The sequence below is a fragment of the Pseudomonas sp. Root569 genome (assembly GCF_001427465.1).
Lineage (GTDB): Bacteria > Pseudomonadota > Gammaproteobacteria > Pseudomonadales > Pseudomonadaceae > Aquipseudomonas > Aquipseudomonas synxantha.
In genome coordinates, this window is sequence record NZ_LMGQ01000001.1 from 1 (window position 1) to 23,620 (window position 23,620).

The following is a 23,620-nucleotide window of genomic DNA, read 5'->3' on the forward strand; positions in this document are numbered from 1 at the left end:
TGTCTAGTCCTGAAATAGGTTTACACCTGTTTCAGTCTCAAACCGCCCGATGCACCGCATCGGGCGTTTTGTATTTCAGGGACAGGTGTGGCCGTTCCCCGTTGTAGATCAGCACCGACTCATCCACCATTTTCACTGCGTCCGCCAGATTTTTAGGGCGATACAGCAGGAACTCGGTCTTCAAAATGCCGTTTATCCTCTCCGCCAGAGCATTCTGGTAGCAGTCATAGCCGTCGGTCATTGAGCATCTGATGCCATGACTAGCGTGCAAACGTTGATAACGTTCAGAGCAGTATTGGGCTCCGCGGTCTGAGTGATGGATCAGTGGCAGCGTGCTTCGGCGTTCGCCAACTGCCTTTTCCATCGCCTTGATCACCGACTCGGTATGCAAGCTCTCATGCACATGATGGCCTACGATCTTGCGCGAGTAGGCGTCTGTCACCAGACTCACATAAACCACGCTTTCCTGTGTCGGCAGATAGGTTATGTCTGCAACCCAGACCTGCTCTGGCCTATTGGCCACAATCTGCTCCTGACCCGCTTTGAGCAGGTTAGGATGGCGGCGAAAGCGGTGATGGCTGTCTGTCGTTTTGTGGTAAGCCCGTTTGCGCACAACCAGTTCTCGAGCGTTGCGCAGGATGCTAAACAGGCGGTCTCTGCCGACCCGCACTGATGCGCCGACTTCGACGCTCATCAGGTAATGCAGCTTGCGCGTGCCTATCCGCGGCTGGCGGCGGCGCTTTTCAAGAACAAAGTCCATGACTTCTTGATCTTGACGAGCCCTCTCGTCGAAAGCCCGATTGCGTTGGTAATACGCTTGGCGCGAAATGCCCATGAACAGGCAAGCCCTGGTGACGCTCAGGCCTTGGATTTGCCCTTGCGAGAGGACTTGCCGGGTCGCTTTTTTACGATGGAAACACCGTAGTCATTCTTCAGAACATTCACGACGGCTTCGAAGAATTGCGCTTTCTGATTGCTTAGCGCCAGCTGTTCTTCGAGCTCTTTGATCCGCTGCTCGGGGGTCAGCGGGAGGGTTGGCTCGGTCATGGACCTGCTCCTCGGTTCTCGAATTGAGGCGCCTTGGCTCCAGTCCTGCCGGCCATGCTTGCGTAGCCAGACCAGTACCGTGGACCGGCCCTGAATGCCGTAGCGCCGTTGAGCCTCTTTATAACTCAACTCGCCCTTTTCGATCTGGTCTACGACCGATAATTTAAAGCCTAGCGTGTAGTCACGCTGGCTCCGCCTTTTGCCCGAATCCATTGACTCCTCCTGAAGATAGGTCAGAAGGCGTAAACCTTATTCAGGACGGGACAAGGCGAGAAAAAAGGCCCACTATTTTCATAGTGGGCCTTCAGGACCAGGACAGNAGCCTAGCGTGTAGTCACGCTGGCTCCGCCTTTTGCCCGAATCCATTGACTCCTCCTGAAGATAGGTCAGAAGGCGTAAACCTTATTCAGGACGGGACAAGGCGAAAAAAAAGGCCCACTATTTTCATAGTGGGCCTTTTGTTTTGTAGCGTTCAATCGTCCATATCTCGACCGCTTAACAAGCGACTGATCATGTCCATGGAAAACCCACGATAACTCAGAAAACGACCTTGCTTCGCACGCTCCCTGGCATCTATCGGAAGGTGACCGGCAAACTTGCGACGCCAAGTGTCTTCCAGCTGCGCCTGCCAACTGATACCGCATTCACGTAGCGCGAGGTCGATATCGGCACGTTGCAGGCCACGCTGGCTCAGCTCTTCGCGAATTCGCGCTGGGCCATAACCAGAGCGCGCGCGGTAAGACACAAAGCTTTCAAGGTAACGGGCTTCCGACAACAGCCCCTCTTCCGTCAACCGGTCAAGGGCTGTTTCGATCATCTCAGGCTCTGCGCCGCGCTGACGCAATTTACGCGTCAGCTCGACTCGACCATGCTCGCGGCGAGCGAGCAGGTCCATCGCAGTGCGCCGAACGGCGACGAGTGTATCCAGTACCACAGTCATCGTTTGCTTCAGATGTCAGTGTCGGCTTCTTCCATTTCGTCAACCGGCTCGCGGTTGGCGGCAGCTTTCACATCCGGCGCTGGGGTCAGCAGCTTGTCGCGAATCTGCTTCTCAAGCGTGGCGGCGATATCCGGGTTGTCTGCCAGGAACTTGGCCGAGTTGGCCTTGCCCTGACCGATCTTGCTTCCGTTGTAGGCATACCAGGCACCGGATTTCTCAACGAAACCGTGCAGCACGCCCAGGTCGATCATCTCGCCGTTCAGGTAGATACCCTTGCCGTAGAGGATCTGGAACTCCGCCTGACGGAACGGAGGAGCCACCTTGTTCTTCACAACCTTGACGCGGGTTTCGCTACCGACAACCTCATCACCTTCCTTCACCGCGCCAGTACGGCGGATATCCAGACGGACCGAAGCGTAGAACTTCAGCGCGTTACCACCGGTGGTAGTTTCCGGGCTGCCGAACATCACGCCGATCTTCATACGGATCTGGTTGATGAAGATCACCAGGCAGTTGGCGTTCTTGATGTTACCGGTGATTTTACGCAGCGCCTGGGACATCAGGCGGGCTTGCAGGCCCACGTGCATGTCGCCCATTTCGCCTTCGATTTCAGCCTTGGGTACCAATGCGGCCACGGAGTCGACCACGATCACGTCGATGGCGTTGGAGCGCACCAGCATGTCGGTGATTTCCAGGGCCTGTTCGCCGGTGTCCGGCTGGGAAACCAGCAGGTCGTCGACGTTGACGCCCAGCTTGCCGGCGTACTCAGGGTCCAGGGCGTGCTCGGCGTCGACGAATGCGCAGGTGGCGCCCATCTTTTGCGCCTGGGCGATCACCGACAGAGTCAGGGTGGTTTTACCGGAAGATTCAGGACCGTAGATCTCAACGATACGGCCTTTTGGCAGACCGCCAATGCCGAGCGCGATGTCCAGACCCAGAGAGCCAGTGGAAATAGCCGGGATCGCCTGACGGTCGTGATCGCCCATACGCATTACGGCACCCTTGCCGAATTGACGTTCGATCTGACCCAGGGCCGCAGCCAAGGCTTTCTTCTTGTTGTCGTCCATTAAAGTCCTCACGTAATCAATAAGGCCTGACGGCCAACACCTGTATAAGTAGACAGTATTGTTCCACAAAGATCCGGGATCGCCTACCCCTGTTTTTCTATTTCTGCTGCAGCTCGTCGCAACAAGCCCTCCAGCGCGGCCTTTACCGTTTGTCGGCGGACGTCATCGCGGTTGCCGGGAAAGTGCGCAAGCTCGGCCGTGACCTCGTCACCCACTGCAAAGGCCAGCCAGACAGTACCGACCGGCTTGTCCGGCGAACCGCCATCCGGGCCGGCAATACCGCTAACCGCCACGGCAAATCGCGCCAGGCTTTTTTCCTGCGCGCCACGGGCCATTGCCTCCACCACTTCCTGGCTGACGGCGCCTACTTTGGAGAAAAGTTTTTCCGGCACGTTCAACTGCCGCGTCTTCTGCCGGTTGGAATAGGTGACATAGCCCGCCTCGAACCAGGCCGAACTGCCCGGTATCCGCGTAATGGCCTCGGCAATCCCGCCGCCGGTGCAGGACTCGGCAGTGGTGACGTGAGCGTTGAGCACCTGCAAACGACGACCAAGGTCGGCAGCCAGTTGAGTGATTTCCTTCACGGTCTTCTCCAGGAATGAGCGAGGGGTTCGCCTACCCTACAGGAGCTTATCGACCATGCAAGATACGGAGTGCATCAAGAGACTAACGCGCGACGGCCTGCACATACGCCTGGCAAGCACGCAAGGCGATCAGGGCGCTGTCGCCGTCGTCGGTGATGCGGATAATTCGCTGAGCATGCGCCGGGTCAAGTCGGGCTCGCGGGACTGCATGAACCAGGCTGCCGGGGGCGGTGGTGGCTGGCACTGTACAGCCACTGGCGGAATCAGCGGCGTCGAGAAGGACTGACAACCGCACATCAGCAGTGGCCAGACGGTCACGCAGAGCAGCTTGGTTGCGTTGGGCATCGTTCAACTCCTGGGTGTGTTGGCGGTCGTTGGCGTTGAGTTGTTGCTCAAGGGCCTGGCGTTGGTTTTGTGCTGCCAGCCTTTGCTGGTTCAGCGCTTGAGCATGGGTGCTTGATTGCAGCTCAAGCTGCGCACCATATCGCCAAGCCTGGACCTGCCAAACAAACGCCATGAGCAGACACACGCCGATCAAACGCAACGCACTTAGGAGATGCATAACACCGCCTTGGCCCGCGCCCACAAGCGCAAACGCTCATCCAGGCCATTGAGACCGCCGTTGATACGCCGAGTGATAGCGGTGAATTGGTCCCTGTCGGCCAGTTCATTCAAACCGTTGCTCTGCCAAAACCAGGCTGCCGATTCGCAAGCCCATTGCGGTTGCTCCAGCAATTGCGGTTGCAGCAGCAGGCGATCATCGCCGAACAGCGCTCGGCTGCAGGCCAGGTAGTTGCGACGCCCCGTGATCTGGATAAGCCCCCTGCCCCGATACTTCTGGCCATCGCCATCCGCCTCGGGCGTGTTGCCCAGCCGGGCGGCCAGGGTACCGGTGTCGTATTTGCTCAGGTAGTGATCGCTACCCAGTTCTCGCACATAGAGCAACTGAGCAGATTCGTGGCCGATTTGGGCGAGGAATGCCGCAGTGCGTTCAGGTGTGGTGATTTGGTGATGGGACATCGCCGTGTTTAACGCCGAAATGAAAACTCCCGCTTTAAGGCGGGAGTTTGGTAGTACTTTAACCAGCTGTTGCTCAGATAGAACCATGCATCCCTCCTTCTTGAGCTCGAGCTTTCAGTGATACACGAACTCAAGCTCCCTCTTCTGCCCGCGCCTAAGACGCCAATCCACTGGCCATGATCGAACTGCGATACCCCGTCGCCGGGTCGCCAACGTGGGTCACTTGAGTAATCGACCAGCGCCCCTGCATGTACGAAGGCCAGGTCTCATCCAGCACCAGCAAGCCTTCGGCAGCGAGCAACGGGTTACCTGGGCAATCGATCTGCAGCTTCAAACCTTCACGGCCCACCCGCCGCAGTTCGCCTTCGGCCACGGCGCGGGCTTCGGCTTCGTTCTGGCAGCGCTGGCGCAAGGTCTTGAACGGGGCAATCCCGACCTGGACCACGCGCTGTTTGCCGGCGGCGGCGTCCCACCAGCTGACGCGGCTGCCCATGTATTTTGAGCGAGCTTTCTCGTCGAGCTTGGCGGTAATGAAGGCGTGCTCACCGGGCCGGTTGTCCCCGGTCACCGATAATTTCACTGGCGGCAGTAGCTGGCCGGAGAGTGACTTGGCCTGCCCCGCTTCGGCCAGTACATAGAGTTCATTGAACGGCTTGGTGACCGCGTTGTAGCGCTTGGCCAGGCGAGTGATGAAGGCCATGTCGCTTTCATTGGACTGGTCGATGTGCGCAATCGCAATGCCGTCCAGCGTCGGTGCCACTCGCGGTGAAAAACCATGGCGGCTGACCAGTTGCCGAAACAATGCCCCCAATGTCGTCGGCCCATGGCTGGCGGAGCGGCGCTGGCGATATCCGCTCTTATCCACCTCACTGAAGGGCGCTGCCGTGGCCACGATCATCAGGCGCATCGGAAACAGCACCGGGGTGCGTTGGGTGACGACAAACTCGCCTTTTTCCACCAAGCCGGTTTCCTGGTAACCGACGCGCAGGCCGATCTTGCCACTCAGGCTGGGCAACCCCTCCAGCCCTTCGATATTGAGGGTCAATTCCAGGCGGTCAGTCTGGATACCGCCAGCGTCGGTGTGGCTCCAATGCATCAGGCGTTGATTGAGCAGCGCCGCGTTGGCGCCGTAGAACTCTACGATCGGGGTAAATCCCTGTGCCATGCAGCCTCCTTAATCCCACGCCAGCACGGGACGCACGGCCGCCGGCCTGGCTTGCATCTCAGGCACGATCACCCATACGCCGGCCGGCAATAGCGGACCGTATTCAGCCAGTTCGGGATTCAAGCGCCAGAGGGTTTCTTCCGCCGCGTCGTCGCAACGCCCCAGCTCGCGATAGAGCAACAGGTTGACCGAATCACCGGCGATACTTCGCACTCTACGCATTGACGAATTCCTCCAGTTCCAGGGTCCAGCTCATCACCATGGCGGTGCCGTCATCGATCACGTTGCTTTGGGTTTCCACCACCGAATTGATCCGCCACAGGCCCCAATTACGGCCGATGCCATCGACCAACGGCAAAGGCGCCCGCGCATTTTGCAGCGCGCGCAGTTCGTCCAGGCGCTGCATACCGGTGGCGTACATGGCTGTACCGTTGAACGTGAGCTTTTCCAGCTTCTGGCCGTTCTGCCGCGACTGGGGCTTGCTGGCAATAATCGCCAGGTCACTCCAGCCGCCGTCGCTGTTGCGGATCAACGACGAATAGGCAAAGCCGCGGGACAAGCCAAAGATAAAGTCGCCGAGTATCATTTGTTGTCGCATCAATCACCTCCTGAAGGATCGGCCAGTGCCGCGTTGCGCCGGATACCCAGGGAGTCGGTGACCATAGGTATGCATTGAAACTGCAGGGCCTGGATCACCTGGTTGACGACCTGCTGGGCATCGGCAGGGTTGACACCGGTGATCTGGATACTCGGTGCAATCGTGACCTGGACGTTGTCGGTGCGGGCCCTGTTGAGCTCCTTGCTCAGTGCATTGGGTGCGGGCAGGCGATCATTTGAGCTGAACAGTTTGTCACCCAGCCAACTGCCTGCTTCGCTGCCCAGCAAGCCACCGATGGCGCCGCCGACTGCGGTGCCGATACCTGGGAAAACCAGGGTGCCGAGCGCGGCGCCGGCGGATGCTCCCGCCCAGGCGCCACCGGCGGTGCTGAGACCGGTACCGACAGCCTTGGCGTCGCCAGTGCGTACGCCCTGGATCACATCCGCGGCGGTGTCGACATACTTCAGCGGGCCAAGGCGACGGGCGCCGGCAGACTCCAGCTTACTCATCATACCCAACAGCCCGGAAGCCGGTATTTTTGGCGCGGGAGTCACCACAGGCACGGCTGAACGCTCATGGCTGAAGGCCTGTGCGTGAGGCTGGGTCGTTGCGCGGGCTTCGGAAGGCAGGGGCAGTCCCCTGCGTTCCAAGGCTTCAATCAGCCCCGGGGTTCTACTTGGGGTCGAATGACGCACATCAGTGTGAGTCGTTCGGTTATTGACCTGGGCACCACGCGGCTGCAAACCTTGCACGGGTGCTCCGGCATGGAAACCATTGGACTGCGCCGGGAATAAGGGTTTGATGAAGCGCTCAGACAGACTGCGCAGCGTCGACATCACCCCAGCATTTTTCACAGGTGCCCGCTTTGTAAACGCCGGCCTCGCCACAGACGCCTGTTTCTTCTGCGCTTGCTGTTTCTTCTGCGCGTTCCGCGCCTTCTGGTTTTTCTGCGACTTGGGCCTATTGCTTCCCTTTTTCCTGGCAGAAGAGCCTCTGCGACTGGAGCGGCGACTGCTCAGTGAGGCTTGGGTTGCAGTGGCGCAGCAGCATGGCTGATCCTTTTTAAAGCCGTCGCTCTTGAACAGTTTGCCAACCACTCCAGGCAGTTTGCCCAGCGTCACGTCGACCACATTGCTCGTCACCCGACTTTTGATCGTGTCTCCCAAACCCGAGAAAAAGCCGGTAACCACCGGTGAAAATACCGGCAGAATCACCGCCTCAGCGGTTTTCACAGTGGTGGCGGCTGCCGGCGATGTGCTGGCCCAGGCGTTGGCTCCATCCATCACTTCGGTCTTTTTCTGAAGCCACACGTCTTCCCAGAGTACCGGTGCCGGCTTGAGCGTCGTAGAGAGCCGCTCCTCACTCTTTGAGGACGCCTCGCGCAGCTGCGCTATGGTTTTTTCCTTGATGGCTGGCGCAGCAAACGATTGTTGAAAGGCCGCGACCGGATCGAGGCTCTTTACCTCGCGCAGCGTCATGGCTTCACGGATCAGCCGCAGTTCTTGCGATGTGCTCGACGTAACTTCGGTGGTTGTCGCCTGATCGCTGCGTTTTTCGGTTTTGGACGGTTCAACGCCCATCGCCTTAAGCTGCGGCAAGGAGGCTTGCAGCGCGTCCACACTATCGCGCAGTAACCCCAGGGACAGCGAAAGACCCTGAAGTTGCAAGCCGGCATTGGTCAGCTCCAGGCCCATCGAGGACAATGGCGCCGCCTCTGCATGACTTTCAAATGCCAACGGGCCCGGGTTAACACTATCGGCACCCTTCGCGCCGCCTGCGTTGCTGAATACACCCTGGCCGTCCTTGACCATGGCATATGCGAGCGAATACTTGTCCTGCATCCCGCTTACTCCTGTTTAACGCCAAGGCGAGTGATCGCAATGTCGTAGCGGCGCAATGCTTTTCCGGCGTCCCAGTCGAGGATCTCCGCCTCATTGACCGAGTAGATCAGCGGCACCACATCGAGGATTACGTCGATGTCGCGCTGCGAAAGAAGTCCGCCGGTTGATTTAAAAAATCGTCGATGCGCTCCTGCAGTTCCGTCCAGTCGGGCACGGTCAAACCGGCCAGGTCGGGAATCATCAGGCCAGTGCAATGGGCGGTGATGAACTCGGCGCGCTCTTTATTGGTGGCGAGCTTTTTCATCACTTTGGTGGCGCGTAGGGCGGGCATTTCCAGGGGTAGTTCGGTCAGGGTTCGGCCGGCTGCGTCCAAGGGCAATAGCAACTGGACGGGTTGGTCGTGGGGTGTCGCGTCCTGTGCGTCCATGAAGAACGACGCAGGGCGCGTCGACATTTCATGTACGTACTGGGCAATGCTCACGTAATCCGGGCGCTTGAGCTGGTCGAGCTCTTTTTCCGACAGGCCGGTGGCGAGTTTCGCCAGTTCGAAAAACTGATCGTCCTCGTCATCTCCGGCCCGGGCCAGCGCGTCTTTTTGCGCGGCGTAAAACAACGGTTTGAGCTGAACCTGCTGGATCGTCGCGCCGGTGTCGGCGGTGATCGGAGCCAGCAGGATATGCAACGGTGGCATCCAGGCCATGGGGCAATTCCTTGTTGAAAGGTATTGAAAAGTACCGAAAATCCAGATCTGAACGCGGTCCCTGTGGGAGCAGGCTTGCCTGCGATAGCGTCAACTCGGTGCTCCAGACACACCGAGTCGCCTGCATCGCGGGCAAGCCCGGCTCCCACATTGACCGTGCCTGCCTTAGATTGCAGTCATTTTTTAAGGCATCAGTACGGCGCGGCGCGCATCGCCAAGAATGTCGACGCCGTTGAGCACGAACTTCTGGGTGCGCACGTCGATGTCGATCACCGAAATGCCATTTTCCAGACGGTTGTAGGTACGGCAAGACAGTTCCAGTGTGGTGGTGGCCTTGTCGCCCATCTTCAGCTTCGCCTCCTCCAGGGATTTGAGCTTGCCGCCGACGGTGTGGTAGGTGAAGTAGGTCTTGCCGTCCTGGTCCTGGCCGGCTTCACGCACGTTCAGCAAAATGTCGTCGCCCGTGCGCACGCCCAGGGCCAGCATGATTTCCGGGCCGGCACCTTGCAGCACCAGTTTGGCATTGAGCACTTTGCCGCTCTTGGCCATTTCTTCGGCGATGAAACGCCCGCCGGACATGGCTTCCATGTCGAACTCGATCTTCGGCGGGGTGAACTCTTCCACGGTTGCGGACAACGGCAGGCCTTGAAGGGTGGCCGCAATGGCCTGTCTGACTCGGTTGGTAAACATTAGAGAACGTCCTCCAGGAACTGCTCGATGATTTCATCGCGTGCGTTGAGTTGATAAACCATGTGTTCGTTCGGCGCGTAGCGGCCATAGTCGATAACGATGAACCAGGTGCCGTTCTTGTACTTCTCGACGCTGTTCAGTTCCGGGTGCAGGTATACGCTGCCGCCGGGGATGGTTTCGTCGGCCACCAGGGTTTGCAGCCAATCGTTGATGCGCTTGACCTCCTGGTCCATGAAGGACTTGGTGAGGTTCTTGGCCATGGCTTTCTGGCCGGCCTTGACCAGCTTGCGGCTGATGGCATCTTCCAGGCCGACGTAGCTGATGAACTTGCCGGTGATGGAGCGGTTACCCAGCAGCGAGAAACCGCCGAGGATGGTGCGCGCGTAGTAGCTCACGCCGTGGCGGTTGAGCAAGTCGCCCTCGGTGGAGGTGTCGAGGATGTTGTACTCGACCACGCGGGAAACATCCTCGGAGAAGGTCACCTGGTTGCCCGGGCTTTCCCACTGCTTGACCTTGGCCAATGCGGCGATGGCCAACGAGGATGGCGACAGGAACACGTTTTTCTTCGCGGCCTTGGAGTACACCGACGGCATGTTGTGCACCAGCAGGCAACGGTCGAAGCCAAGGTCGGCACCGCCCAGCTCGCCGCTGTAGGCAACTTGGTCTGCAACGGAAGCGTCCTTGCCATCCAGCACCACACGCGCCTTGATGCGCTTGCCGAAGGAGGCGAATTCACCGGCGACGGCCTTGGTGCCGGTAAAGCCTGGGGCGCCAATGATGGTCAGGTCTTCCTGGACGCTGCTCAGGGCCGCCAGGCCCAGCTTGCGACCGGTGACCGGGTCGTTGCCGCCGATCACATTGTTGACGGTATCAGCCGGGGTGGCGCCTTCTTCGACGATGACCACATAGACCGGCACCTTGACCACTTTGAGGATCTGGTACACAGCCTGGAACAAGGTGCCCGACTCGGTGCCGGTAGGGTCCAGCAACGCCTGGGTGGTGAAGCTGTTGATACGGAACGGCGCGTTTTTCGGGATCGATGCGTGGGCATTCGGCGCAGTGCCGACCAGGCCGATCACGTTATCACCCAGGCCACCCATGGCCTCGGGGGATTCAGTGGCATTCACAGTGATGCCGTTGTGCTCGAAGTTCAGGACTTCTGCCATGGTTATTCAGCCTTCTTGGGGGTGGAATTGAGGACGCTGGTCAGTTCAAGGCGGCCAGCGGTGCGTAGGGCGGATGCTTCGACGTCGAGCAGTTCCAGTTCCTCGCCGGCGGTGGACCAATGGCCGTTGCCGATGGGGAATGGGATGAGGACGGTGTAGGTTTGACGGGTGGGCATGGGTGGAAATCTCCGGGTGGAAAATGCCAAAGCCCCTGCGGGGAGGGGCTTTAGGGAGGCGAAAAAAAACCGCTTTCGCGGTGGGGATCAGTTGCGATCAGGCAAGGGGTAGAGCGCCTTGATTTCGGCGACTTTGTCACGCCAGGCCTTTTCTTTTTCTGGAGTGTCGTCGTATTGCCATTCCAGAAACAAAGGATCAGCTTCAGTTACGTACAACGTACGACGCGCAGAGATAACACTTTCCAACTTGGCACTGTTTTCCGCCTGCATGACGAGTTCATCTGCGCGAACCTCGTCAAACCCCAATGCCATCAACGTTGGGCGGTCCGCAGGAACATTGATCAGCGTCTCACCCGAGGGCAGCAGTAGTTTTTTGATATATCCAACCATCTTCACACCCCTTTTGCTGTGTAGCGCAGGTCGTTATCCAACGTGTAAGCCAATCGGCTTTCCGGATAAGTTTCTCCAAGTTCGGTGGCGGTTATCGCAAACGGTTTCACCTTCCAGGAAATTTCATATTCAGGGGTCACTGCTTGACTCAATTCCACTTCAGCATCTGAGCGACTGTACTTCACAGGTTCCTCAAAGCTCTTGGTGACGATATACGTCAGCCCACCACGCAAATAGCAGCCAGATTCCTGCGGGGACGAGACCAATGTGCCTGGTGTCTGGTTTAGCCAAATGGGCTTCAAGCCAGTGACCGGACGGACGTACGACCACATCCCGAATTGAGCACGACGGACGGTTTCTCGGTAGGTTTGAGAGATGCGCTTGATAGTCAAAAAATTAGCATCCCCATTCCATGGGATCCCACAGCCCTCCATTTGCAGATTTAGACCGGCGACATGTGGCTCGAAATTGTTGTTGAATGGATTGAGGCCTGCGTCCAAGCCATAGTTTCTGGAAATTATGATTTCCGACATACCTCTCTCGTTACCTGGCATACGCCACCAGACCGGATAAAAAATATTGGTAGACAGTCCTGTAAGATCAATTGTTTGCGTATAAGAAGCACGACCATTAATATCCTTAGCCTGCACACTATTACGCCAAGCAGTAAACTGACTCGAAGCGGCCTCTACCCGCGCATCAATCTTCCCAATTTGATTGGTAACCGTCTCCGTAAGCTTATTACATGCATCCACAACTTTCGTGATAGTCGTTTCAAGTCCCATCATCAACTCCCTGTCAATTAATCTTTCCAGCACTTTTGTCAGTGCAATTACTTCGCTTCGATATGCATGACTCGAAACATCAGGTCAAGGTGGCGTGACATATTGCCAACCGAAGCCGCCGCCATAATCGCGATCTCTTCAGCCAACAATACGTTCAGGTTTTCACTCCCCACCACAATCGTCACGCTATCCGCCGGCAACGGCGAAACATCCAGCGTAAACTTCTGCAGCACCCGCGCCGCCGCCGCTTTATACGTCAGCAACTTCCCCGCTACGGAATACACCGCCAGCAAGGTCCCACTGGCGAGGTAAAAACCGAACTCGCCAATCTCATACTCACCGTCGCCATCAAACAGCGCGGCCATCCTGAGTTGGCGCTCGCCCAGGTCTTCGTAATCGACGATGGCCACCCGTTGGCGCTCGTCACGCAAGGCCACTTCTGTGCCGTCGGGGGTATAGCGGCCAGTGCCGGCGCCGATATGGGTGATTTCGCCTTTGAGGCCTTGGTTCTTTGCCTGCAGCACTTCATCCAAACCTTTGGAAGTGAAGCGCACCAGGCGCGTGATTTCATCTGTCATGGCTGCGCCCTGAGGTCGTAGTCGTTAATGGTGTAGTGCTGGGCAACCCCGGCACTGTTTAACCGGGCAATCAGCGCCAATTCCGGCAACGCACCGTTTAGATAGAACTCGCCGTCGCTTAAAGGGGCGTCGAGTACTTGCGTGAGCGCAAGCTGACCTTCGGTCTCATGCACGATGGTAATCGTCGCCTGGTCGCGCTCACTCTTGGCCGCATTGATACGCCGGATCAGCCGGTTGTGATCACCGCTGGACCAACTGCGCCCGATGATCGCCTGCACGTCGAAGGTGTAAGGCACACCCAAGGGGCGCTGCTGATACCAGGCGCTGATGTTGGGGGTAAAACCCAATGACTCCACCGCATGACTCAGCGCCTTGGGCGTACCGGCCTGGCGCTGGATCTGCCAGGACAACGCCACGGTCAGGCGCTTTTCCGCCTCGCTGGCCTCGGCATCCCATTCGCTGACGCCGCGGTCGGCGGCCAGGTAAGGGAGGAATTCGCTTGGGGTTTGAAGTGGATTCATCAGCGCTGGAAACGGCGGTGTGACTCGCTCAAGCAACGTGCCGAAGCCCAAGTCCAACGCCTTTTCCAGCGGTGAACTGTTGGCCGGCAACAAACTCGCTTTAGGCTCACTCATAGCGTGCGCACCTCCACCTCGACACCTGTGCAATACGGCGCCTGGAACGCGGTGCTGACAATCGGCGCCAACGGTTCAAGGATTTGCAGTTGCGCAGCGCCGGCACTGTGGATGGCGTAGTCGATCCAGCTGGGGTCAACCCGCCCCTCCAGGCGATGGCAGGACTCTGCGTAGTCTTGCAGCAGTTTCTGCGCCGCTACCTGGGTCAGCCCCGAGTCCGGGCCGGCGTTGATCTTGGCCACCACGCGAATCTTGTAAGGTTGAATCTGAGCGCCCTGGACGGTGACAAGATCGGTTTCCGGCCTTACATCCGGCCGTGCGAAATGTCGACGCACACCGTCAAGCAAGTCGGCAGATGGTGTGCCGTCGCCCTCCCTGGAAAGTACGGTAACCATGACTTCGCCCGGTGCGGTGCGTCGAGCGTTGCCGTCCTTGACCTGGGCCGCATAACCATCCGGATCGAAGGTGTAGGTGACAGTCACCACTCCCGGCGTCGCACTCTGCACTTTCACCGCCGGACGCTCGCCAAGGGTGAACACTTCGCGGCGATACTGCATCCGCGAGCCGGCCGCCGGAGCATGGGGCGCCAGGTAGTAACGCAGGCGAGCGTCGTCGTCGCTTTCCAGGGTGGGCGGTACCGGCGGGAAAGCAGCCGGGTCGCCAGGGTCGAGCACTTGGCGTTCCAGACCCATATCGGCCAGGCGCGCATCCAGGTTGCTGCCGGTGGCCCACCACGCGAGCATCTGCTTGATACGCGCGTTGTATTTGCGCTCGTGGGTTTGCAGGCGCACGCAAAACGCTTCCAGGGCCAGGGTCAGCAGTTCGCTTTCATTGTCGAGACTGACTTTGAGTTTGGCCGCGCTTTGCGGAGCTCGGCTGGCAACGTAGTCGATGACAAACGCCTTGAACTCGGCGAGCAACGGTTCGAACTCATCCACCTTGATGATGGCCGGTTCCGCCAGCTGGTTCTGGCCGGGGATCAACATGCTCATGTCACGACCTCGAAGGTTTGTTGGCGGTTTTTCCAGTTGCCGGCAAACCGCAGCAGCAGGCCGGCGCCTTGACGGGTGGCGACGATGACCTGGGGTTCAAAATCGTCGATGCCATTGTGGGTGTTGTAGAACGCCTGGGCGGCGTGGCTTTGGGCGAGGATCAGCAGGTCATCACCGAGGTTCTGGCCGAGCAGTTGTGGGATCAGCGAGCCGTAAAACGGACGCTTTTGCCGAGTGCCCACGGGGGTGGTCAGCGCTCGGGTGGCGCGCTGCACAAATTGCAGCCAGTCATCGACGGCTGCGCCGGTGTTCCTCTCGATTCCGAGCATGGGATGTCCTTATCGGGGGCTGATGAGTCGTCCTTGATGGTCCACCACCGGGCCGCTGAAGTGCGCGCCGCCGGCATCGAGCAACAGGCTGGTGCCACCGATTTGCAGAATGATGCCCTGGGCGTTGAGGGTCAGGCTGGTGGCGCCGACCTTGACGTCGACTTGTTCGCGGGAGCCGCTGAAGGTGGTGGGGCCATTGACCCAATTGAAGGTATGACTGGCATCGTCATAGTCGCTTTGGGTGCCATCTTGATGGCGACGCCGGGTCAGCGTCGCAACACTGGAGACCGGTGGAAAACGATCACTGTTGAGACCAAACAGGGCCACGGACTGCGCACCGCCTTCCCCGCCCCCGTAGTTGAGCAACAGACATTGTTCGCCCACTGTTGGAATGCGCGTTTCGGTTTGCGCACCGGCGCTGGGATTGAAAAAGCGGATCGATGGGGTGAGCAAGTCACCGTGGCTGACCTGGCAGGTATTGCTGGCAGCATCGACCTGCTGGCAAACGCCAATCCGGCAGAAGCTTTCGGCGCGTCGATACAGGTCTTCGAGTTGGGTCTCCATTTCCGCCAAGCGTTCGATGATCGGTCCCAATTGCATGCGTAACAGCGCGTCGAACATGGGCTACTCCGCCAGTGGCTTGTATTGGGCCGGGTCGTCGATGTTGGAGACGTCCCAAGTGCAGGCAAACAGCGGCTGGCCTGTAGGATCTTCAAGTAACGGCGGTCCCAGATAGACGGTTTGGGTGAAGGAAACCGTCCAGGTGTCGTAGTCCGCATCAAGGGTGCTGCGCACAGCTGGAGCGGCGACGATATTGGCGGGCAAATCGCACTGTGCCTGGGGCAGGTTCCAACGGTTATCCAGCACCAGGTCCATCAGTTGGCTGGCCAGGTCGCAGGCATCGAACGGCAATGCACCGGGGGCGACTATGGCCCTGAGTGAGATGCTCAGCACGTGGGCCTTGCGCCCTTCGCGAGAACGAATGCCCGGGCCATTGCCTTCGACGGTGACCTGCACACCGGTTTTTTCAGTGTCGCCCTGGAAGTCCTGATGACTGCCGACCTTGAGGTCCGGGAAGGCTGCATGCAGCGCAGCGCCCACGGCCTGGGGCAGTTGGGATGGCTTTTCGATAAGCGTCATTTTGAGTAGCGTCCTTGCAACAATTACTGCGGGTCCTGGCCGGAGCCTTGGTTGATCCCGATGCGCTTGGCCGCCCACCGTTCATAAAGGCCGATAGCCACATCGGCACCGGCCATAGCGGTGAGGCAACCAATGGCGCCGGCGGTCCAGATCGACATGCCGGCGGCGTAGCACAGCATCAGCGCCGAAACCCCGCAGACCATGCAGGCCCCGGAGCGCAGCGCCAGACGGCGGATCAACGACCAACCGCGGGCACCTTCCTTGTCGGCGCGCCACATTTCTCCAGACACTCCGCCGATCACGGCCAATACGATGACCAGCCAGATAGGCATTTCCGCTAACGCTTGCTGTTCATTTGTCATGTCACGCCTCCTGGCTGAGCAATTAATAATCCATATTTCATTTACACATGCTTCGATAGGTAGGCATTCCAAAAAGCCCGGTTGCCCGGGCTTTTCAGTAATGCTGTCCTCGGACTTTCGGCGCTACTGGCGCGGTACGGTCCTTTCCTCAATGTTTTTCCGACCACGATCCCTGTCTGCCGGATAACTGCTTCTGGTGCTTTACGCTGCACACCCGGGTCAGTTGCCAACCCTCTGAACCGTCAAGGCCGGTTCATCGCTGCCTGTTTTTGAAGCGTTGAAACTAAAGAGCGTCGGCATCCTTGCCGGTGTTGCCTGGCATCCCTGCCATCGCTTCGATGGCGTCCTTGCCGATGTTGCGTGCCTTCCTTGTCTTCCTTGGCAGCATCCTTGCCGCCTCCACCAGGCCTTGTTGGCTGGCTTGAGGTGAAGAATATGCATGTATGCATATACAGTCAATGCACAAATGCATTTATTTTTGCTATGGAAATGCACGGATGCATTTGAAGCCTTGCGGGCTTGGGGTTTGGCGGTTTTCTGCGGGCGAAAAAAAACCCGCTCATGGGCGGGTTTCGTCTTACGCGAGGAGGTTAGCGGGCGTACATGCCCCACCAGAAAACATGCCCGAGAATGCTGATCTGCTCATCCTGGATATCCTGGAAGCTGTAGTCCTCATCCGGATGCTCATCACGATTGAAGCTGCGCAGGCGGATTCCCGAAGGCAGGCGGTAGAGCTGTTTGACCCGCAGTTGGCCGTTGTGGTTGATGGCATACAGATCACCATCGACGATATCGCCAATGCCGCTCTTGCCGGCGTTCACGCCAACCGTGGCGCCATCACGCAGTACCGGCAACATACTGTTGCCGCGCACCGTCACGCACTTGGCCTGGTCGAACTGCACGCCGTTATGCCGCAGGCTACGCTTGCCGAACCGCAGGCTGGCCTTCTCGCTTTCCTCGATGACGAATCTTCCTGATCCAGCAGCCAATTCAACCTCGCGCAGAAAGGGGATCGACACCTCGTCATCATTGACGGGAGTGTCGTCGTCCCACAGGCTTATGTCCTTGAGTTCCGAATGCATCGGGTCGCGCCCGTCATCGCGCAACCCACCCACCGCAGCGCGCCCGCGCAGTTGGTCGGTGCTCACGCGAAAATACTCGGCGATGCGCGAGATGTGTTTATCCGACGGATCAACGATCTTGCCGCTGAGGATCCGGGACAGTGTGGATTGAGGCACGCCGGTGCGCCGGTGAAGCTCCGTGGGGGAGATTCGGTCGCGATCCAGCAGCTCTCTTAAGACGATAGAAACGTTGCGTTTTTGCATAACGCGGATAGTGACGTGAGTTTTCGGAGTTGGCAAATGCTAATTTGCATATTTATGCATTAAACAGCCAATTCTGTTTACCATGAAACAAAATACTGTATATGCAAACAGTTGATTACCCACTACTCTTGCGGGCGGCCTGATTGAGACGCCACGGATGTCAACGTCCCTTGCTTATCGACAATTCAGGGGCTATGTATAAAACTCCTTAATCACCTAGCCAGCAACGACGGAGGTGCTCATGGCTTATTCAGCGCTAGCTGTTGCTAACGCCTTCATTGAACGCGCGAAGGAAGGCAAGGTTTCGGGCCTGACCCCGATGAAGCTGCAGAAACTGCTGTTCTATACACAGTCCTGGCATTTGCGCGAACGGGACCAGCCCCTGATGGATGACCACTTCGCCCGCTGGCAATATGGCCCGGTCATCCCGTCGCTTTACCATGAGTTGAAATCCTACGGTAATCGCCCGGTGACCGCACTGCTCAGCAACCTGAAGCCCGACGCCGAAGACATTGTCTTCGTAACACCGAGGGTTCCTGAGAGCGATACCTACACCCATCGTTTGATTGACCGGATCATTAACAAATACGGCAAATGGTCCGGCACCCAACTGTCCAACCTTTCCCACGAGGACGGCACAGCCTGGGCCCTCAAGGGCGCCGACGGTTCGGCTATTGACTGGGAAGACATGGCAGCACTCATTCACCCAAAGAGCCGCATCCGTGAGTGAAGAACTCGACAACCTGGAACTCACCCTGCCCCCCGTGGCAGGGCCTGACCAGGACACCCAAGCCGGTGGCGAGCAAGCCATAGGCACCGACGATGAAAGAAGCCAGAACCTCAAAGACCAGAAGGCTGAAAGGCAACTGCGCAAGAAATATGCGGGGCGTGCGTTTTGGTTCGCTGCGTGCGGGGTGATCTTCTGGGGGGTCCTGCTGGTGTGGAATGGCTGGTCGACGTATTACTCGGGTAAAGCGCCGTTCTCGGACAATGTGTTGATTGCCATCACTACGGCGACTTCAATCAACTTGTTTGCGGCGTTTCTTGGGGTGATCAGAGGGTTGTTTCCGGCCAGTGGGCGTAAATCCAAATAGTCTGGTCGTACTCATGCCCTGACTTCTCTCTATCCGGCATTGAGATGTGAGCACGCAAAAGTCAGCTCATCATTTTCAAGGCACTGATCGGATTTTTAGTTTTTGCCCACCTTATCCAGCAGCGACCGGCTGCAAAAATCGCACCGAGGCGGAGTTTCATCTTGCGGCCAACACTCCAGATTTCCGCCACGTCCGTATTGCGCAAGACCCAGTCCCGCTTAATCGGGTCGGTGATATTGGCCACCCCGGCCAGCATCAATTGAAGCCGCACCCGCGGCGGCTTCTGTCGTCGGCCAGTCAGCGGCGCGGAGTCTGCAAAGCGTGGTAGCCGTAATCGGCGCGAGCTTTGCGTAAAGGAACGCCCGCCTCGATAGCCGCACGAATATGTTCTTCGGCCTGGTGGATTTCTTCGGCCACCTCCAGCACTTCGCTCAGTGAGCCGGCCGGAATCACCACCAGGCCGTCACCGTCGCCGCGCAACCAATCATCGGGTTGTACCCGCACGCCACCCAGCGTAACGGGCGCCTGGATCGCTTCGACACGCACGCGATCCTTGCCGGTGCGCATCCAGTTCCCCCGGGAAAAGATCGGGTAGTTAAGCTCCAACGCACGGTCGACATCGCGGCAGATACCGTCGATCACCGTCCCGGCCAACTGCTTACGGGCGGCGGTAGAGGTCAGCAAATCGCCCCACACGGTGGTGTCGAGCCGCGCCTGGTTGTCGATCACTACCACCTGGCCGGCCTCAAGGTCGTCGATGTAGTCACCCACCGAGCCGCCGTCCAGGCCAATAGGGCCGTAGCGCAGGGTCCAGGCTTTGCCTGTAAGGTTGAACGACCGGTCCAGAGGCATGATGTCGGTGCACTGGCAAACGATTTTCAGGCGGTCCATCGCATCGCTGAGGTCGGTGCAACTCAGGGCGTCGAGGCGGGTAACAATAGAGGTTTGCATAATGTGGCCTTCCTTGTGTCCTGTGGGTTAACGCGCGGTGGCGTCGGCACTGAATGCGTGGATCTTGTCGACGATCTGGCGTGACGCCGTCCGGATTGCCGTAGTGGTATTGCCAGCGATGTGCGGCGTCAATTGCGCATTGGCAATAGCGGTCAATGGCGAGTCGAAGCGGTCTTTTTCAAGGGCAAAGGTATCGATGGCGACGGCTTTGATATGCCTGGGAAACTGGCGCATGAAGGCGGCCAACTGGTGTTCGTCGACGATCCCGCCGCGCGCGGTATTGATGAGGATTGATCCCTGGCGCATCTGCTGGAACTCGGCAGTGCCGAACAAGCCTCGGGTCTGCGGGGTGAGCGGTACGTGGATCGAGACGATGTTCGCCTCGGCCAGTAACTGTTCAAGACCTGCCCGCCGTTCAAGCCCAAGGCTGTGCGCCACCGGTTCGGTAAAACGTTCGGACCCGGTGGCGATCACCTTGATGCCCAGCGCCGCAGCCTTGCGCGCCACCTGCCGGGCAATGCTGCCGGTGCCCACCAGCCCAAGCGTCAGTTCGGCATATTCGCAGGCAGGTGCCAAGGAGCCTTTTGCCCAATGGCCGTTGTGCGTTTCCGCGTTGTAGTCATCCAGGTCGCGCGACAGAAACAGCGCCTGGGCCACGACGTATTCGGCAACAGCGGCCGCGTTGGAGCCCGGTGTATTGAGGATCGCCACACCACACTGCTCGCACGCCAGCCGATCAATATGATTGACCCCTGTGCCAGCCTGGGCAATGGCGCGCAGTGGCGTGGCCAACGCCGGCGAGGTGGTAGCGCGGATCAGGCCAGCGCCCAACGGGATGTTCAGGCGCGTCTTGAACACGCTGTAGCCCCCGGCCTGACTCACGGCGGCAATAAAGCCAGGCTCGTCATGGCAGTTGATCTCGGCATAGTGAATGCGCGTGCCGTAGTGCTGGCGAATGCGCTCTTTGTCCGCGAAGTAATGCAGGTTGAGGGTGACGCCCAGGCCCAGCTCAAGAAAGCGATCGACTTCCTCAAACAGTAACGGCGGCCCGGGGGCATCCAGTATCAGGGTGGTAACTGCCATACAGTTGATCCTCTTGGAGGGTAGCGCCTGCCGATACCCAGGTTGCCCTGGGCATCGGGGTTAATCACCAGGTGAAATGGTGGGCGCTTGCGGGATCGACCAAGCCTGCATCGGTACTCACGGCCGCGAGGAACCCGCTGTAGAAATCATTCAGCGATGACGACTGGATGAACGCGGGATTGCTTTTGGCGTAGATCAGAAACAAGCGATAGATTCGCAAGTTCTTTTCCTTGAGGTAGACCTCGGCCCTGAGGCTGGGCCATAGGTTGAGCAAGCTGCCTTCCTTGATTTTCCATGGATCCGCCGGCTCGGTGCCGTTGGTGGCTTTGTACACGAAGCGCTTACCTTCAATCACTTCCAGGTGCAGGCTGGCCAGCAGCTGTTCGGCGGTGCCGACGGCTTCGGTCTTCAAGGCTTGCGCCAGCATCTGGATGTGGGCCTTTTCCGGGATGCTGCCGGTCAGGGTCAGCCAGGCGCATTTGAGGTCGGTTCGCGCAATGGCGTAGGCCATGCCTTTGACGTAGGTGTGAAAGCTCTCATCCTCGTTGAAGGCCTTGGACAAGTAAGTTGCCGGCTCTTGCGCAAACTGCCCGACGCCGATCAGTTCGCTGTGCAATCCACCGGCCAGCAAAGCGCGGGTCCAGGGAATCGCACGAATGGCATCGGGACGCGACTCGAACACCTTGATGTTGAAGATACGAGAAGGCGGCCGGGTGCCTTTGGCGGTGGCCCTGACCACATCGAATCGCGCCAGGTCCCGCAGCAGGGAAGGCAGCGCCGGATGCTCGAAGAACGTCGCCTGGTAGCGGCGCACCACGTCCCCCCAACGTTGAACCCTGCCGGCAATGACCTCCTCGGACGGCTGCGGCTTGGGCTCGGCGTGCATACGGTACAACTGGCTGAGAAAGTTGACGGACTGGTTGCGGGTCAGCAGGTGAGCGCGCATCTCCGCACAGCCGGCCAGCATGAAGCGGGTTTCCGGGCCCTCCAGCGCGCCGAACTCCTGCAAGGTTTCGGCGATCACCCCATTACACCGTGCGTGTTCCCCGCCCATGATGACGTGGACGACCACCTCGATGCCGTAGCGGGCCGCGATCAACTTGTGCTGATTGGCAATAGCCATGTTCAGCTTATGCATGGCCTTGCCGCCTTGCTTGCCCGTGTCGCTGGGGCCAAACGTGATGTATTGGCGGTTGACGCGCGTTGCCAGGTGCTGGCGGTACACCGGGTTTTCGTACACCTCATGCACCGTGGCCAGCGTGCGCTCGGCGCCTGCCAGGTCTTCAGGTTGCAAAGCGATGTCAATCCCGTCCCGTACCTGGGCCGCTTTCATCAGGAACAGCACCTCCAGCGCGCTGATGGCCGAGGTGTACTCGGCGATCCCGTGGATTTTCATCCGGTCGCGATAACGGTCGATCATTTCAAACCGTTCCACCGCATTGCGCGCATCGTGCATGCGGATATAGCTCGGATCCTGCTCCATCAGCGCAATGTAATCCTGGCCGGCATATTGCTCGGCTTTCCGGGTGTAAATCGGCGTGGTGCGTTGCAAATACTCCTGCCACAGGGCAGCGGGCGTCCGGGCAGCCCCGCCCTCCAGCGCGACCTCAAGGGCGGCCTGACGCGCACGCTCATCCAGCTCGTGATAGTGCCGGCCCTGGCCCAGGCCGATGGTTTCCAGCCACTGGCTGGAAAGAATCTCATCGACCACGCTGCTGAACATCTCGGCGTTTTCACGAAACTCGATATCCAGATAGTGAAAGCCAAACGCATGCACCCGCAGCAGCAGACGGTCGATGGCGGCGGGCTGGGTAAAACGGATGCTGCTCAGTGCGTCGATCAGTTCGGCGGGACGCTTGAAATGCTCGGGATGATCCTTGCCCACGCGAGCACGAATCTCTTCAAGGCGATGCCGTGCGCCGCCGTCCTTGATCAGACTGTCGATATCAGCGATGTAGCGATTGCGCAGCGCCGTTTCCAGCGCCACCACCAGGGTTTCGGTGTGCTGGTTGGTGTCATAGGGGCGGCCATCCTTGTCGCCGTATAACCAGGTGAACAAGGTCAGCCATTTTTCCTGCGGCGCCAGGCCCAGGGCGTGATGCACGTCGGGCAACGCGTCATACACACTGTCGGCGTAAAAAATCTGTGACTCGATATCGGAGCCATTACTGCCCGACCACACGGCGTTGTACAACTCCAGCAGGAGCTGCGCAGTGACTTGAGGCTTTTTCAGGCCACGATCCTCGACGTGCTGTGCCAGTTTCTGCAAGACCAGCACAACGGAATGCTTGAGCTGGTCGGTCTCTTTGCACAGCACTCCCAGGCTGATATTTACTCCCGCAGGCGCTGCAATCAACTGCGGATCGAGCGTGAGCAACTGACGAGGCAGACTGGCTTGCGAAGCAATCTGGGTCGCCACACTCCTGACCGACAATTCGAACAGCAGTTGCTTGATCAGTAACAACTTCCAGAACGCCTCGACGTCTTTGCTGGAGCGCGATTCGAAGAACGCCTTGCCCAGAGCTGCGGCCAATTTCGAATCACCCTTGTCCAGATACGACAGCGTATCGATTTCAGCATAGATCCTGAGACAGGCACGGGCATGCGGAGTGTGGGAAGCATCATCCGTGTTGGCCTTGAGTGCGTGCTCCAGGGCTCGCCATAGGACGTCATGCAGTAGCGCGGGGTTGGTATGACCGAGTGAGGGGCGAGTTGATGCATTTTCCAGTATGGAGTTGATCACATGATTCATGGGTTCAAGCCTCGATAATTGTCAAATCCCTTGTTTGCAGTGCGCCGAACAGACACACGCAAAATCATCAATGTCCCAGGCTTAACCCACTGCGTCGTAACGAACGGAAATCACCTGTTCGCCGACAGAAAGCCCCCTTGTCGGTACCGAAAAACGGCAAAAAAATGAAACAATTTGTTACATCCGTGAGCAATAAAACATGCTCCGAAT

The 23,620-nt window shown here is 58.6% G+C and carries 29 protein-coding genes and 1 pseudogene; 2 read left to right on the top strand and 28 right to left on the bottom strand.

Annotated elements, in window-relative coordinates; translation table 11 throughout:
• Positions 1-3 precede the first annotated feature (3 nt).
• The 24 genes and pseudogenes from ASD70_RS00005 to ASD70_RS00120 all read right to left on the bottom strand — a co-directional run bounded on the left by ASD70_RS00005 (position 4) and on the right by ASD70_RS00120 (position 17,539).
• Positions 4-1,260, bottom strand: a pseudogene (locus tag ASD70_RS00005) (IS3 family transposase).
• Between the two features lie 259 nt (positions 1,261-1,519).
• Positions 1,520-1,987, bottom strand: coding sequence for a recombination regulator RecX (recX, locus tag ASD70_RS00015; RefSeq protein ID WP_043048890.1), 468 nt, complete (start codon positions 1,985-1,987; stop codon positions 1,520-1,522).
• An 8-nt stretch (positions 1,988-1,995) separates the two neighbouring features.
• Positions 1,996-3,054 carry a recombinase RecA gene (gene recA / locus ASD70_RS00020; RefSeq protein ID WP_005785454.1) on the bottom strand — a complete coding sequence of 353 codons (1,059 nt, stop codon included), beginning with the start codon at positions 3,052-3,054 and terminating at the stop codon, positions 1,996-1,998.
• Between the two features lie 83 nt (positions 3,055-3,137).
• Positions 3,138-3,638 (bottom strand): CinA family protein, encoded by a 501-nt coding sequence (locus ASD70_RS00025; RefSeq protein WP_046071230.1) that lies wholly within the window; start codon positions 3,636-3,638, stop codon positions 3,138-3,140.
• An 82-nt stretch (positions 3,639-3,720) separates the two neighbouring features.
• Entirely contained in the window at positions 3,721-4,200 is a 480-nt protein-coding gene (locus tag ASD70_RS00030) for a lysis system i-spanin subunit Rz (protein WP_056845355.1), read from the bottom strand.
• Complete coding sequence (locus ASD70_RS00035) at positions 4,188-4,745, bottom strand: glycoside hydrolase family 19 protein (protein WP_032877504.1); 558 nt, start codon at positions 4,743-4,745, stop codon at positions 4,188-4,190. Before ASD70_RS00035 ends, ASD70_RS00030 begins: the two co-directional genes overlap by 13 nt.
• Before the next feature lie 67 nt (positions 4,746-4,812).
• Positions 4,813-5,823 carry a contractile injection system protein, VgrG/Pvc8 family gene (locus ASD70_RS00040; protein WP_056845356.1) on the bottom strand — a complete coding sequence of 337 codons (1,011 nt, stop codon included), beginning with the start codon at positions 5,821-5,823 and terminating at the stop codon, positions 4,813-4,815.
• 9 nt (positions 5,824-5,832) lie between these two features.
• Complete coding sequence (locus tag ASD70_RS00045) at positions 5,833-6,045, bottom strand: tail protein X (RefSeq protein ID WP_043048860.1); 213 nt, start codon at positions 6,043-6,045, stop codon at positions 5,833-5,835.
• Positions 6,038-6,421 (bottom strand): phage tail protein, encoded by a 384-nt coding sequence (locus ASD70_RS00050; RefSeq protein ID WP_046071225.1) that lies wholly within the window; start codon positions 6,419-6,421, stop codon positions 6,038-6,040. The genes ASD70_RS00045 and ASD70_RS00050 overlap by 8 nt, the downstream gene beginning before the upstream one ends.
• On the bottom strand, positions 6,421-8,262 hold the full coding sequence (locus tag ASD70_RS00055; protein WP_056845357.1) for a hypothetical protein: 1,842 nt from the start codon (positions 8,260-8,262) through the stop codon (positions 6,421-6,423). Before ASD70_RS00055 ends, ASD70_RS00050 begins: the two co-directional genes overlap by 1 nt.
• A gap of 127 nt (positions 8,263-8,389) precedes the next feature.
• Positions 8,390-8,962: a phage tail assembly protein gene (locus ASD70_RS00060; RefSeq protein ID WP_056845358.1), complete on the bottom strand. Its 573-nt coding sequence runs from the start codon at positions 8,960-8,962 to the stop codon at positions 8,390-8,392.
• A 183-nt stretch (positions 8,963-9,145) separates the two neighbouring features.
• Entirely contained in the window at positions 9,146-9,652 is a 507-nt protein-coding gene (locus tag ASD70_RS00065; RefSeq protein ID WP_056845359.1) for a phage major tail tube protein, read from the bottom strand.
• On the bottom strand, positions 9,652-10,818 hold the full coding sequence (locus ASD70_RS00070) for a phage tail protein (RefSeq protein WP_056845360.1): 1,167 nt from the start codon (positions 10,816-10,818) through the stop codon (positions 9,652-9,654). The genes ASD70_RS00065 and ASD70_RS00070 overlap by 1 nt, the downstream gene beginning before the upstream one ends.
• 2 nt (positions 10,819-10,820) lie before the next feature.
• A complete protein-coding gene (locus ASD70_RS29095; protein ID WP_003189022.1) occupies positions 10,821-10,994 on the bottom strand; it encodes a hypothetical protein in 174 nt (57 codons plus the stop codon).
• Positions 10,995-11,081: 87 nt separating this feature from the next.
• Positions 11,082-11,384: a hypothetical protein gene (locus ASD70_RS00075; protein ID WP_056845361.1), complete on the bottom strand. Its 303-nt coding sequence runs from the start codon at positions 11,382-11,384 to the stop codon at positions 11,082-11,084.
• A gap of 2 nt (positions 11,385-11,386) precedes the next feature.
• Positions 11,387-12,169, bottom strand: coding sequence for a hypothetical protein (locus ASD70_RS00080; protein ID WP_056845362.1), 783 nt, complete (start codon positions 12,167-12,169; stop codon positions 11,387-11,389).
• 47 nt (positions 12,170-12,216) lie between these two features.
• A complete protein-coding gene (locus ASD70_RS00085) occupies positions 12,217-12,747 on the bottom strand; it encodes a phage tail protein (RefSeq protein WP_056845363.1) in 531 nt (176 codons plus the stop codon).
• The gene (locus ASD70_RS00090) at positions 12,744-13,382 is read right to left on the bottom strand and encodes a phage tail protein I (RefSeq protein ID WP_046071218.1); all 639 of its coding nucleotides are present in this window, start codon (positions 13,380-13,382) and stop codon (positions 12,744-12,746) included. The genes ASD70_RS00085 and ASD70_RS00090 overlap by 4 nt, the downstream gene beginning before the upstream one ends.
• The gene (locus ASD70_RS00095; protein WP_056845364.1) at positions 13,379-14,374 is read right to left on the bottom strand and encodes a baseplate J/gp47 family protein; all 996 of its coding nucleotides are present in this window, start codon (positions 14,372-14,374) and stop codon (positions 13,379-13,381) included. Before ASD70_RS00095 ends, ASD70_RS00090 begins: the two co-directional genes overlap by 4 nt.
• Positions 14,371-14,703, bottom strand: coding sequence for a hypothetical protein (locus tag ASD70_RS00100; protein WP_056845365.1), 333 nt, complete (start codon positions 14,701-14,703; stop codon positions 14,371-14,373). The genes ASD70_RS00095 and ASD70_RS00100 overlap by 4 nt, the downstream gene beginning before the upstream one ends.
• Before the next feature lie 9 nt (positions 14,704-14,712).
• Complete coding sequence (locus tag ASD70_RS00105) at positions 14,713-15,324, bottom strand: phage baseplate assembly protein V (RefSeq protein ID WP_056845366.1); 612 nt, start codon at positions 15,322-15,324, stop codon at positions 14,713-14,715.
• 3 nt (positions 15,325-15,327) lie between these two features.
• Entirely contained in the window at positions 15,328-15,843 is a 516-nt protein-coding gene (locus ASD70_RS00110) for a hypothetical protein (RefSeq protein WP_046071215.1), read from the bottom strand.
• A gap of 23 nt (positions 15,844-15,866) precedes the next feature.
• Positions 15,867-16,205, bottom strand: a complete 339-nt coding sequence (locus tag ASD70_RS00115; RefSeq protein WP_043048845.1) for a phage holin family protein — start codon at positions 16,203-16,205, stop codon at positions 15,867-15,869.
• A gap of 590 nt (positions 16,206-16,795) precedes the next feature.
• On the bottom strand, positions 16,796-17,539 hold the full coding sequence (locus tag ASD70_RS00120) for a LexA family transcriptional regulator (RefSeq protein ID WP_172833446.1): 744 nt from the start codon (positions 17,537-17,539) through the stop codon (positions 16,796-16,798).
• A 232-nt stretch (positions 17,540-17,771) separates the two neighbouring features.
• Between ASD70_RS00120 and ASD70_RS00125 the strand changes: the two genes are divergently transcribed.
• Both ASD70_RS00125 and ASD70_RS00130 read left to right on the top strand, forming a co-directional pair.
• Positions 17,772-18,260 carry a Panacea domain-containing protein gene (locus tag ASD70_RS00125; protein WP_056845367.1) on the top strand — a complete coding sequence of 163 codons (489 nt, stop codon included), beginning with the start codon at positions 17,772-17,774 and terminating at the stop codon, positions 18,258-18,260.
• The gene (locus ASD70_RS00130) at positions 18,253-18,624 is read left to right on the top strand and encodes a hypothetical protein (protein WP_014717155.1); all 372 of its coding nucleotides are present in this window, start codon (positions 18,253-18,255) and stop codon (positions 18,622-18,624) included. Before ASD70_RS00125 ends, ASD70_RS00130 begins: the two co-directional genes overlap by 8 nt.
• Before the next feature lie 61 nt (positions 18,625-18,685).
• Here the strand turns inward: ASD70_RS00130 and ASD70_RS29770 are convergent, their stop codons facing one another.
• The 4 genes from ASD70_RS29770 to ASD70_RS00150 form a co-directional block, all read right to left on the bottom strand.
• Positions 18,686-18,895, bottom strand: coding sequence for an ultraviolet light resistance protein B (locus ASD70_RS29770; protein WP_325051648.1), 210 nt, complete (start codon positions 18,893-18,895; stop codon positions 18,686-18,688).
• A gap of 26 nt (positions 18,896-18,921) precedes the next feature.
• Positions 18,922-19,575: an RraA family protein gene (locus tag ASD70_RS00140; RefSeq protein ID WP_046071212.1), complete on the bottom strand. Its 654-nt coding sequence runs from the start codon at positions 19,573-19,575 to the stop codon at positions 18,922-18,924.
• Positions 19,576-19,602: 27 nt separating this feature from the next.
• Complete coding sequence (locus tag ASD70_RS00145; protein ID WP_056845368.1) at positions 19,603-20,658, bottom strand: NAD(P)-dependent oxidoreductase; 1,056 nt, start codon at positions 20,656-20,658, stop codon at positions 19,603-19,605.
• A 64-nt stretch (positions 20,659-20,722) separates the two neighbouring features.
• Positions 20,723-23,410 (bottom strand): phosphoenolpyruvate carboxylase, encoded by a 2,688-nt coding sequence (locus ASD70_RS00150; RefSeq protein WP_056845369.1) that lies wholly within the window; start codon positions 23,408-23,410, stop codon positions 20,723-20,725.
• Between the last annotated feature and the right edge of the window lie 210 nt (positions 23,411-23,620).

Excerpts from the sequence above, each read along its gene's own strand:
- recX (WP_043048890.1), bottom strand. The coding sequence starts at position 1,987 with ATGACTGTGGTACTGGATACACTCGTCGCCGTTCGGCGCACTGCGATG.
- recA (WP_005785454.1), bottom strand. The coding sequence starts at position 3,054 with ATGGACGACAACAAGAAGAAAGCCTTGGCTGCGGCCCTGGGTCAGATC.
- ASD70_RS00030 (WP_056845355.1), bottom strand. The coding sequence starts at position 4,200 with ATGCATCTCCTAAGTGCGTTGCGTTTGATCGGCGTGTGTCTGCTCATG.
- ASD70_RS00035 (WP_032877504.1), bottom strand. The coding sequence starts at position 4,745 with ATGGTTCTATCTGAGCAACAGCTGGTTAAAGTACTACCAAACTCCCGC.
- ASD70_RS00040 (WP_056845356.1), bottom strand. The coding sequence starts at position 5,823 with ATGGCACAGGGATTTACCCCGATCGTAGAGTTCTACGGCGCCAACGCG.
- ASD70_RS00045 (WP_043048860.1), bottom strand. The coding sequence starts at position 6,045 with ATGCGTAGAGTGCGAAGTATCGCCGGTGATTCGGTCAACCTGTTGCTC.
- ASD70_RS00050 (WP_046071225.1), bottom strand. The coding sequence starts at position 6,421 with ATGCGACAACAAATGATACTCGGCGACTTTATCTTTGGCTTGTCCCGC.
- ASD70_RS00055 (WP_056845357.1), bottom strand. The coding sequence starts at position 8,262 with ATGCAGGACAAGTATTCGCTCGCATATGCCATGGTCAAGGACGGCCAG.
- ASD70_RS00060 (WP_056845358.1), bottom strand. The coding sequence starts at position 8,962 with ATGGCCTGGATGCCACCGTTGCATATCCTGCTGGCTCCGATCACCGCC.
- ASD70_RS00065 (WP_056845359.1), bottom strand. The coding sequence starts at position 9,652 with ATGTTTACCAACCGAGTCAGACAGGCCATTGCGGCCACCCTTCAAGGC.
- ASD70_RS00070 (WP_056845360.1), bottom strand. The coding sequence starts at position 10,818 with ATGGCAGAAGTCCTGAACTTCGAGCACAACGGCATCACTGTGAATGCC.
- ASD70_RS29095 (WP_003189022.1), bottom strand. The coding sequence starts at position 10,994 with ATGCCCACCCGTCAAACCTACACCGTCCTCATCCCATTCCCCATCGGC.
- ASD70_RS00075 (WP_056845361.1), bottom strand. The coding sequence starts at position 11,384 with ATGGTTGGATATATCAAAAAACTACTGCTGCCCTCGGGTGAGACGCTG.
- ASD70_RS00080 (WP_056845362.1), bottom strand. The coding sequence starts at position 12,169 with ATGGGACTTGAAACGACTATCACGAAAGTTGTGGATGCATGTAATAAG.
- ASD70_RS00085 (WP_056845363.1), bottom strand. The coding sequence starts at position 12,747 with ATGACAGATGAAATCACGCGCCTGGTGCGCTTCACTTCCAAAGGTTTG.
- ASD70_RS00090 (WP_046071218.1), bottom strand. The coding sequence starts at position 13,382 with ATGAGTGAGCCTAAAGCGAGTTTGTTGCCGGCCAACAGTTCACCGCTG.
- ASD70_RS00095 (WP_056845364.1), bottom strand. The coding sequence starts at position 14,374 with ATGAGCATGTTGATCCCCGGCCAGAACCAGCTGGCGGAACCGGCCATC.
- ASD70_RS00100 (WP_056845365.1), bottom strand. The coding sequence starts at position 14,703 with ATGCTCGGAATCGAGAGGAACACCGGCGCAGCCGTCGATGACTGGCTG.
- ASD70_RS00105 (WP_056845366.1), bottom strand. The coding sequence starts at position 15,324 with ATGTTCGACGCGCTGTTACGCATGCAATTGGGACCGATCATCGAACGC.
- ASD70_RS00110 (WP_046071215.1), bottom strand. The coding sequence starts at position 15,843 with ATGACGCTTATCGAAAAGCCATCCCAACTGCCCCAGGCCGTGGGCGCT.
- ASD70_RS00115 (WP_043048845.1), bottom strand. The coding sequence starts at position 16,205 with ATGACAAATGAACAGCAAGCGTTAGCGGAAATGCCTATCTGGCTGGTC.
- ASD70_RS00125 (WP_056845367.1), top strand. The coding sequence starts at position 17,772 with ATGGCTTATTCAGCGCTAGCTGTTGCTAACGCCTTCATTGAACGCGCG.
- ASD70_RS00140 (WP_046071212.1), bottom strand. The coding sequence starts at position 19,575 with ATGCAAACCTCTATTGTTACCCGCCTCGACGCCCTGAGTTGCACCGAC.
- ASD70_RS00145 (WP_056845368.1), bottom strand. The coding sequence starts at position 20,658 with ATGGCAGTTACCACCCTGATACTGGATGCCCCCGGGCCGCCGTTACTG.
- ASD70_RS00150 (WP_056845369.1), bottom strand. The coding sequence starts at position 23,410 with ATGAATCATGTGATCAACTCCATACTGGAAAATGCATCAACTCGCCCC.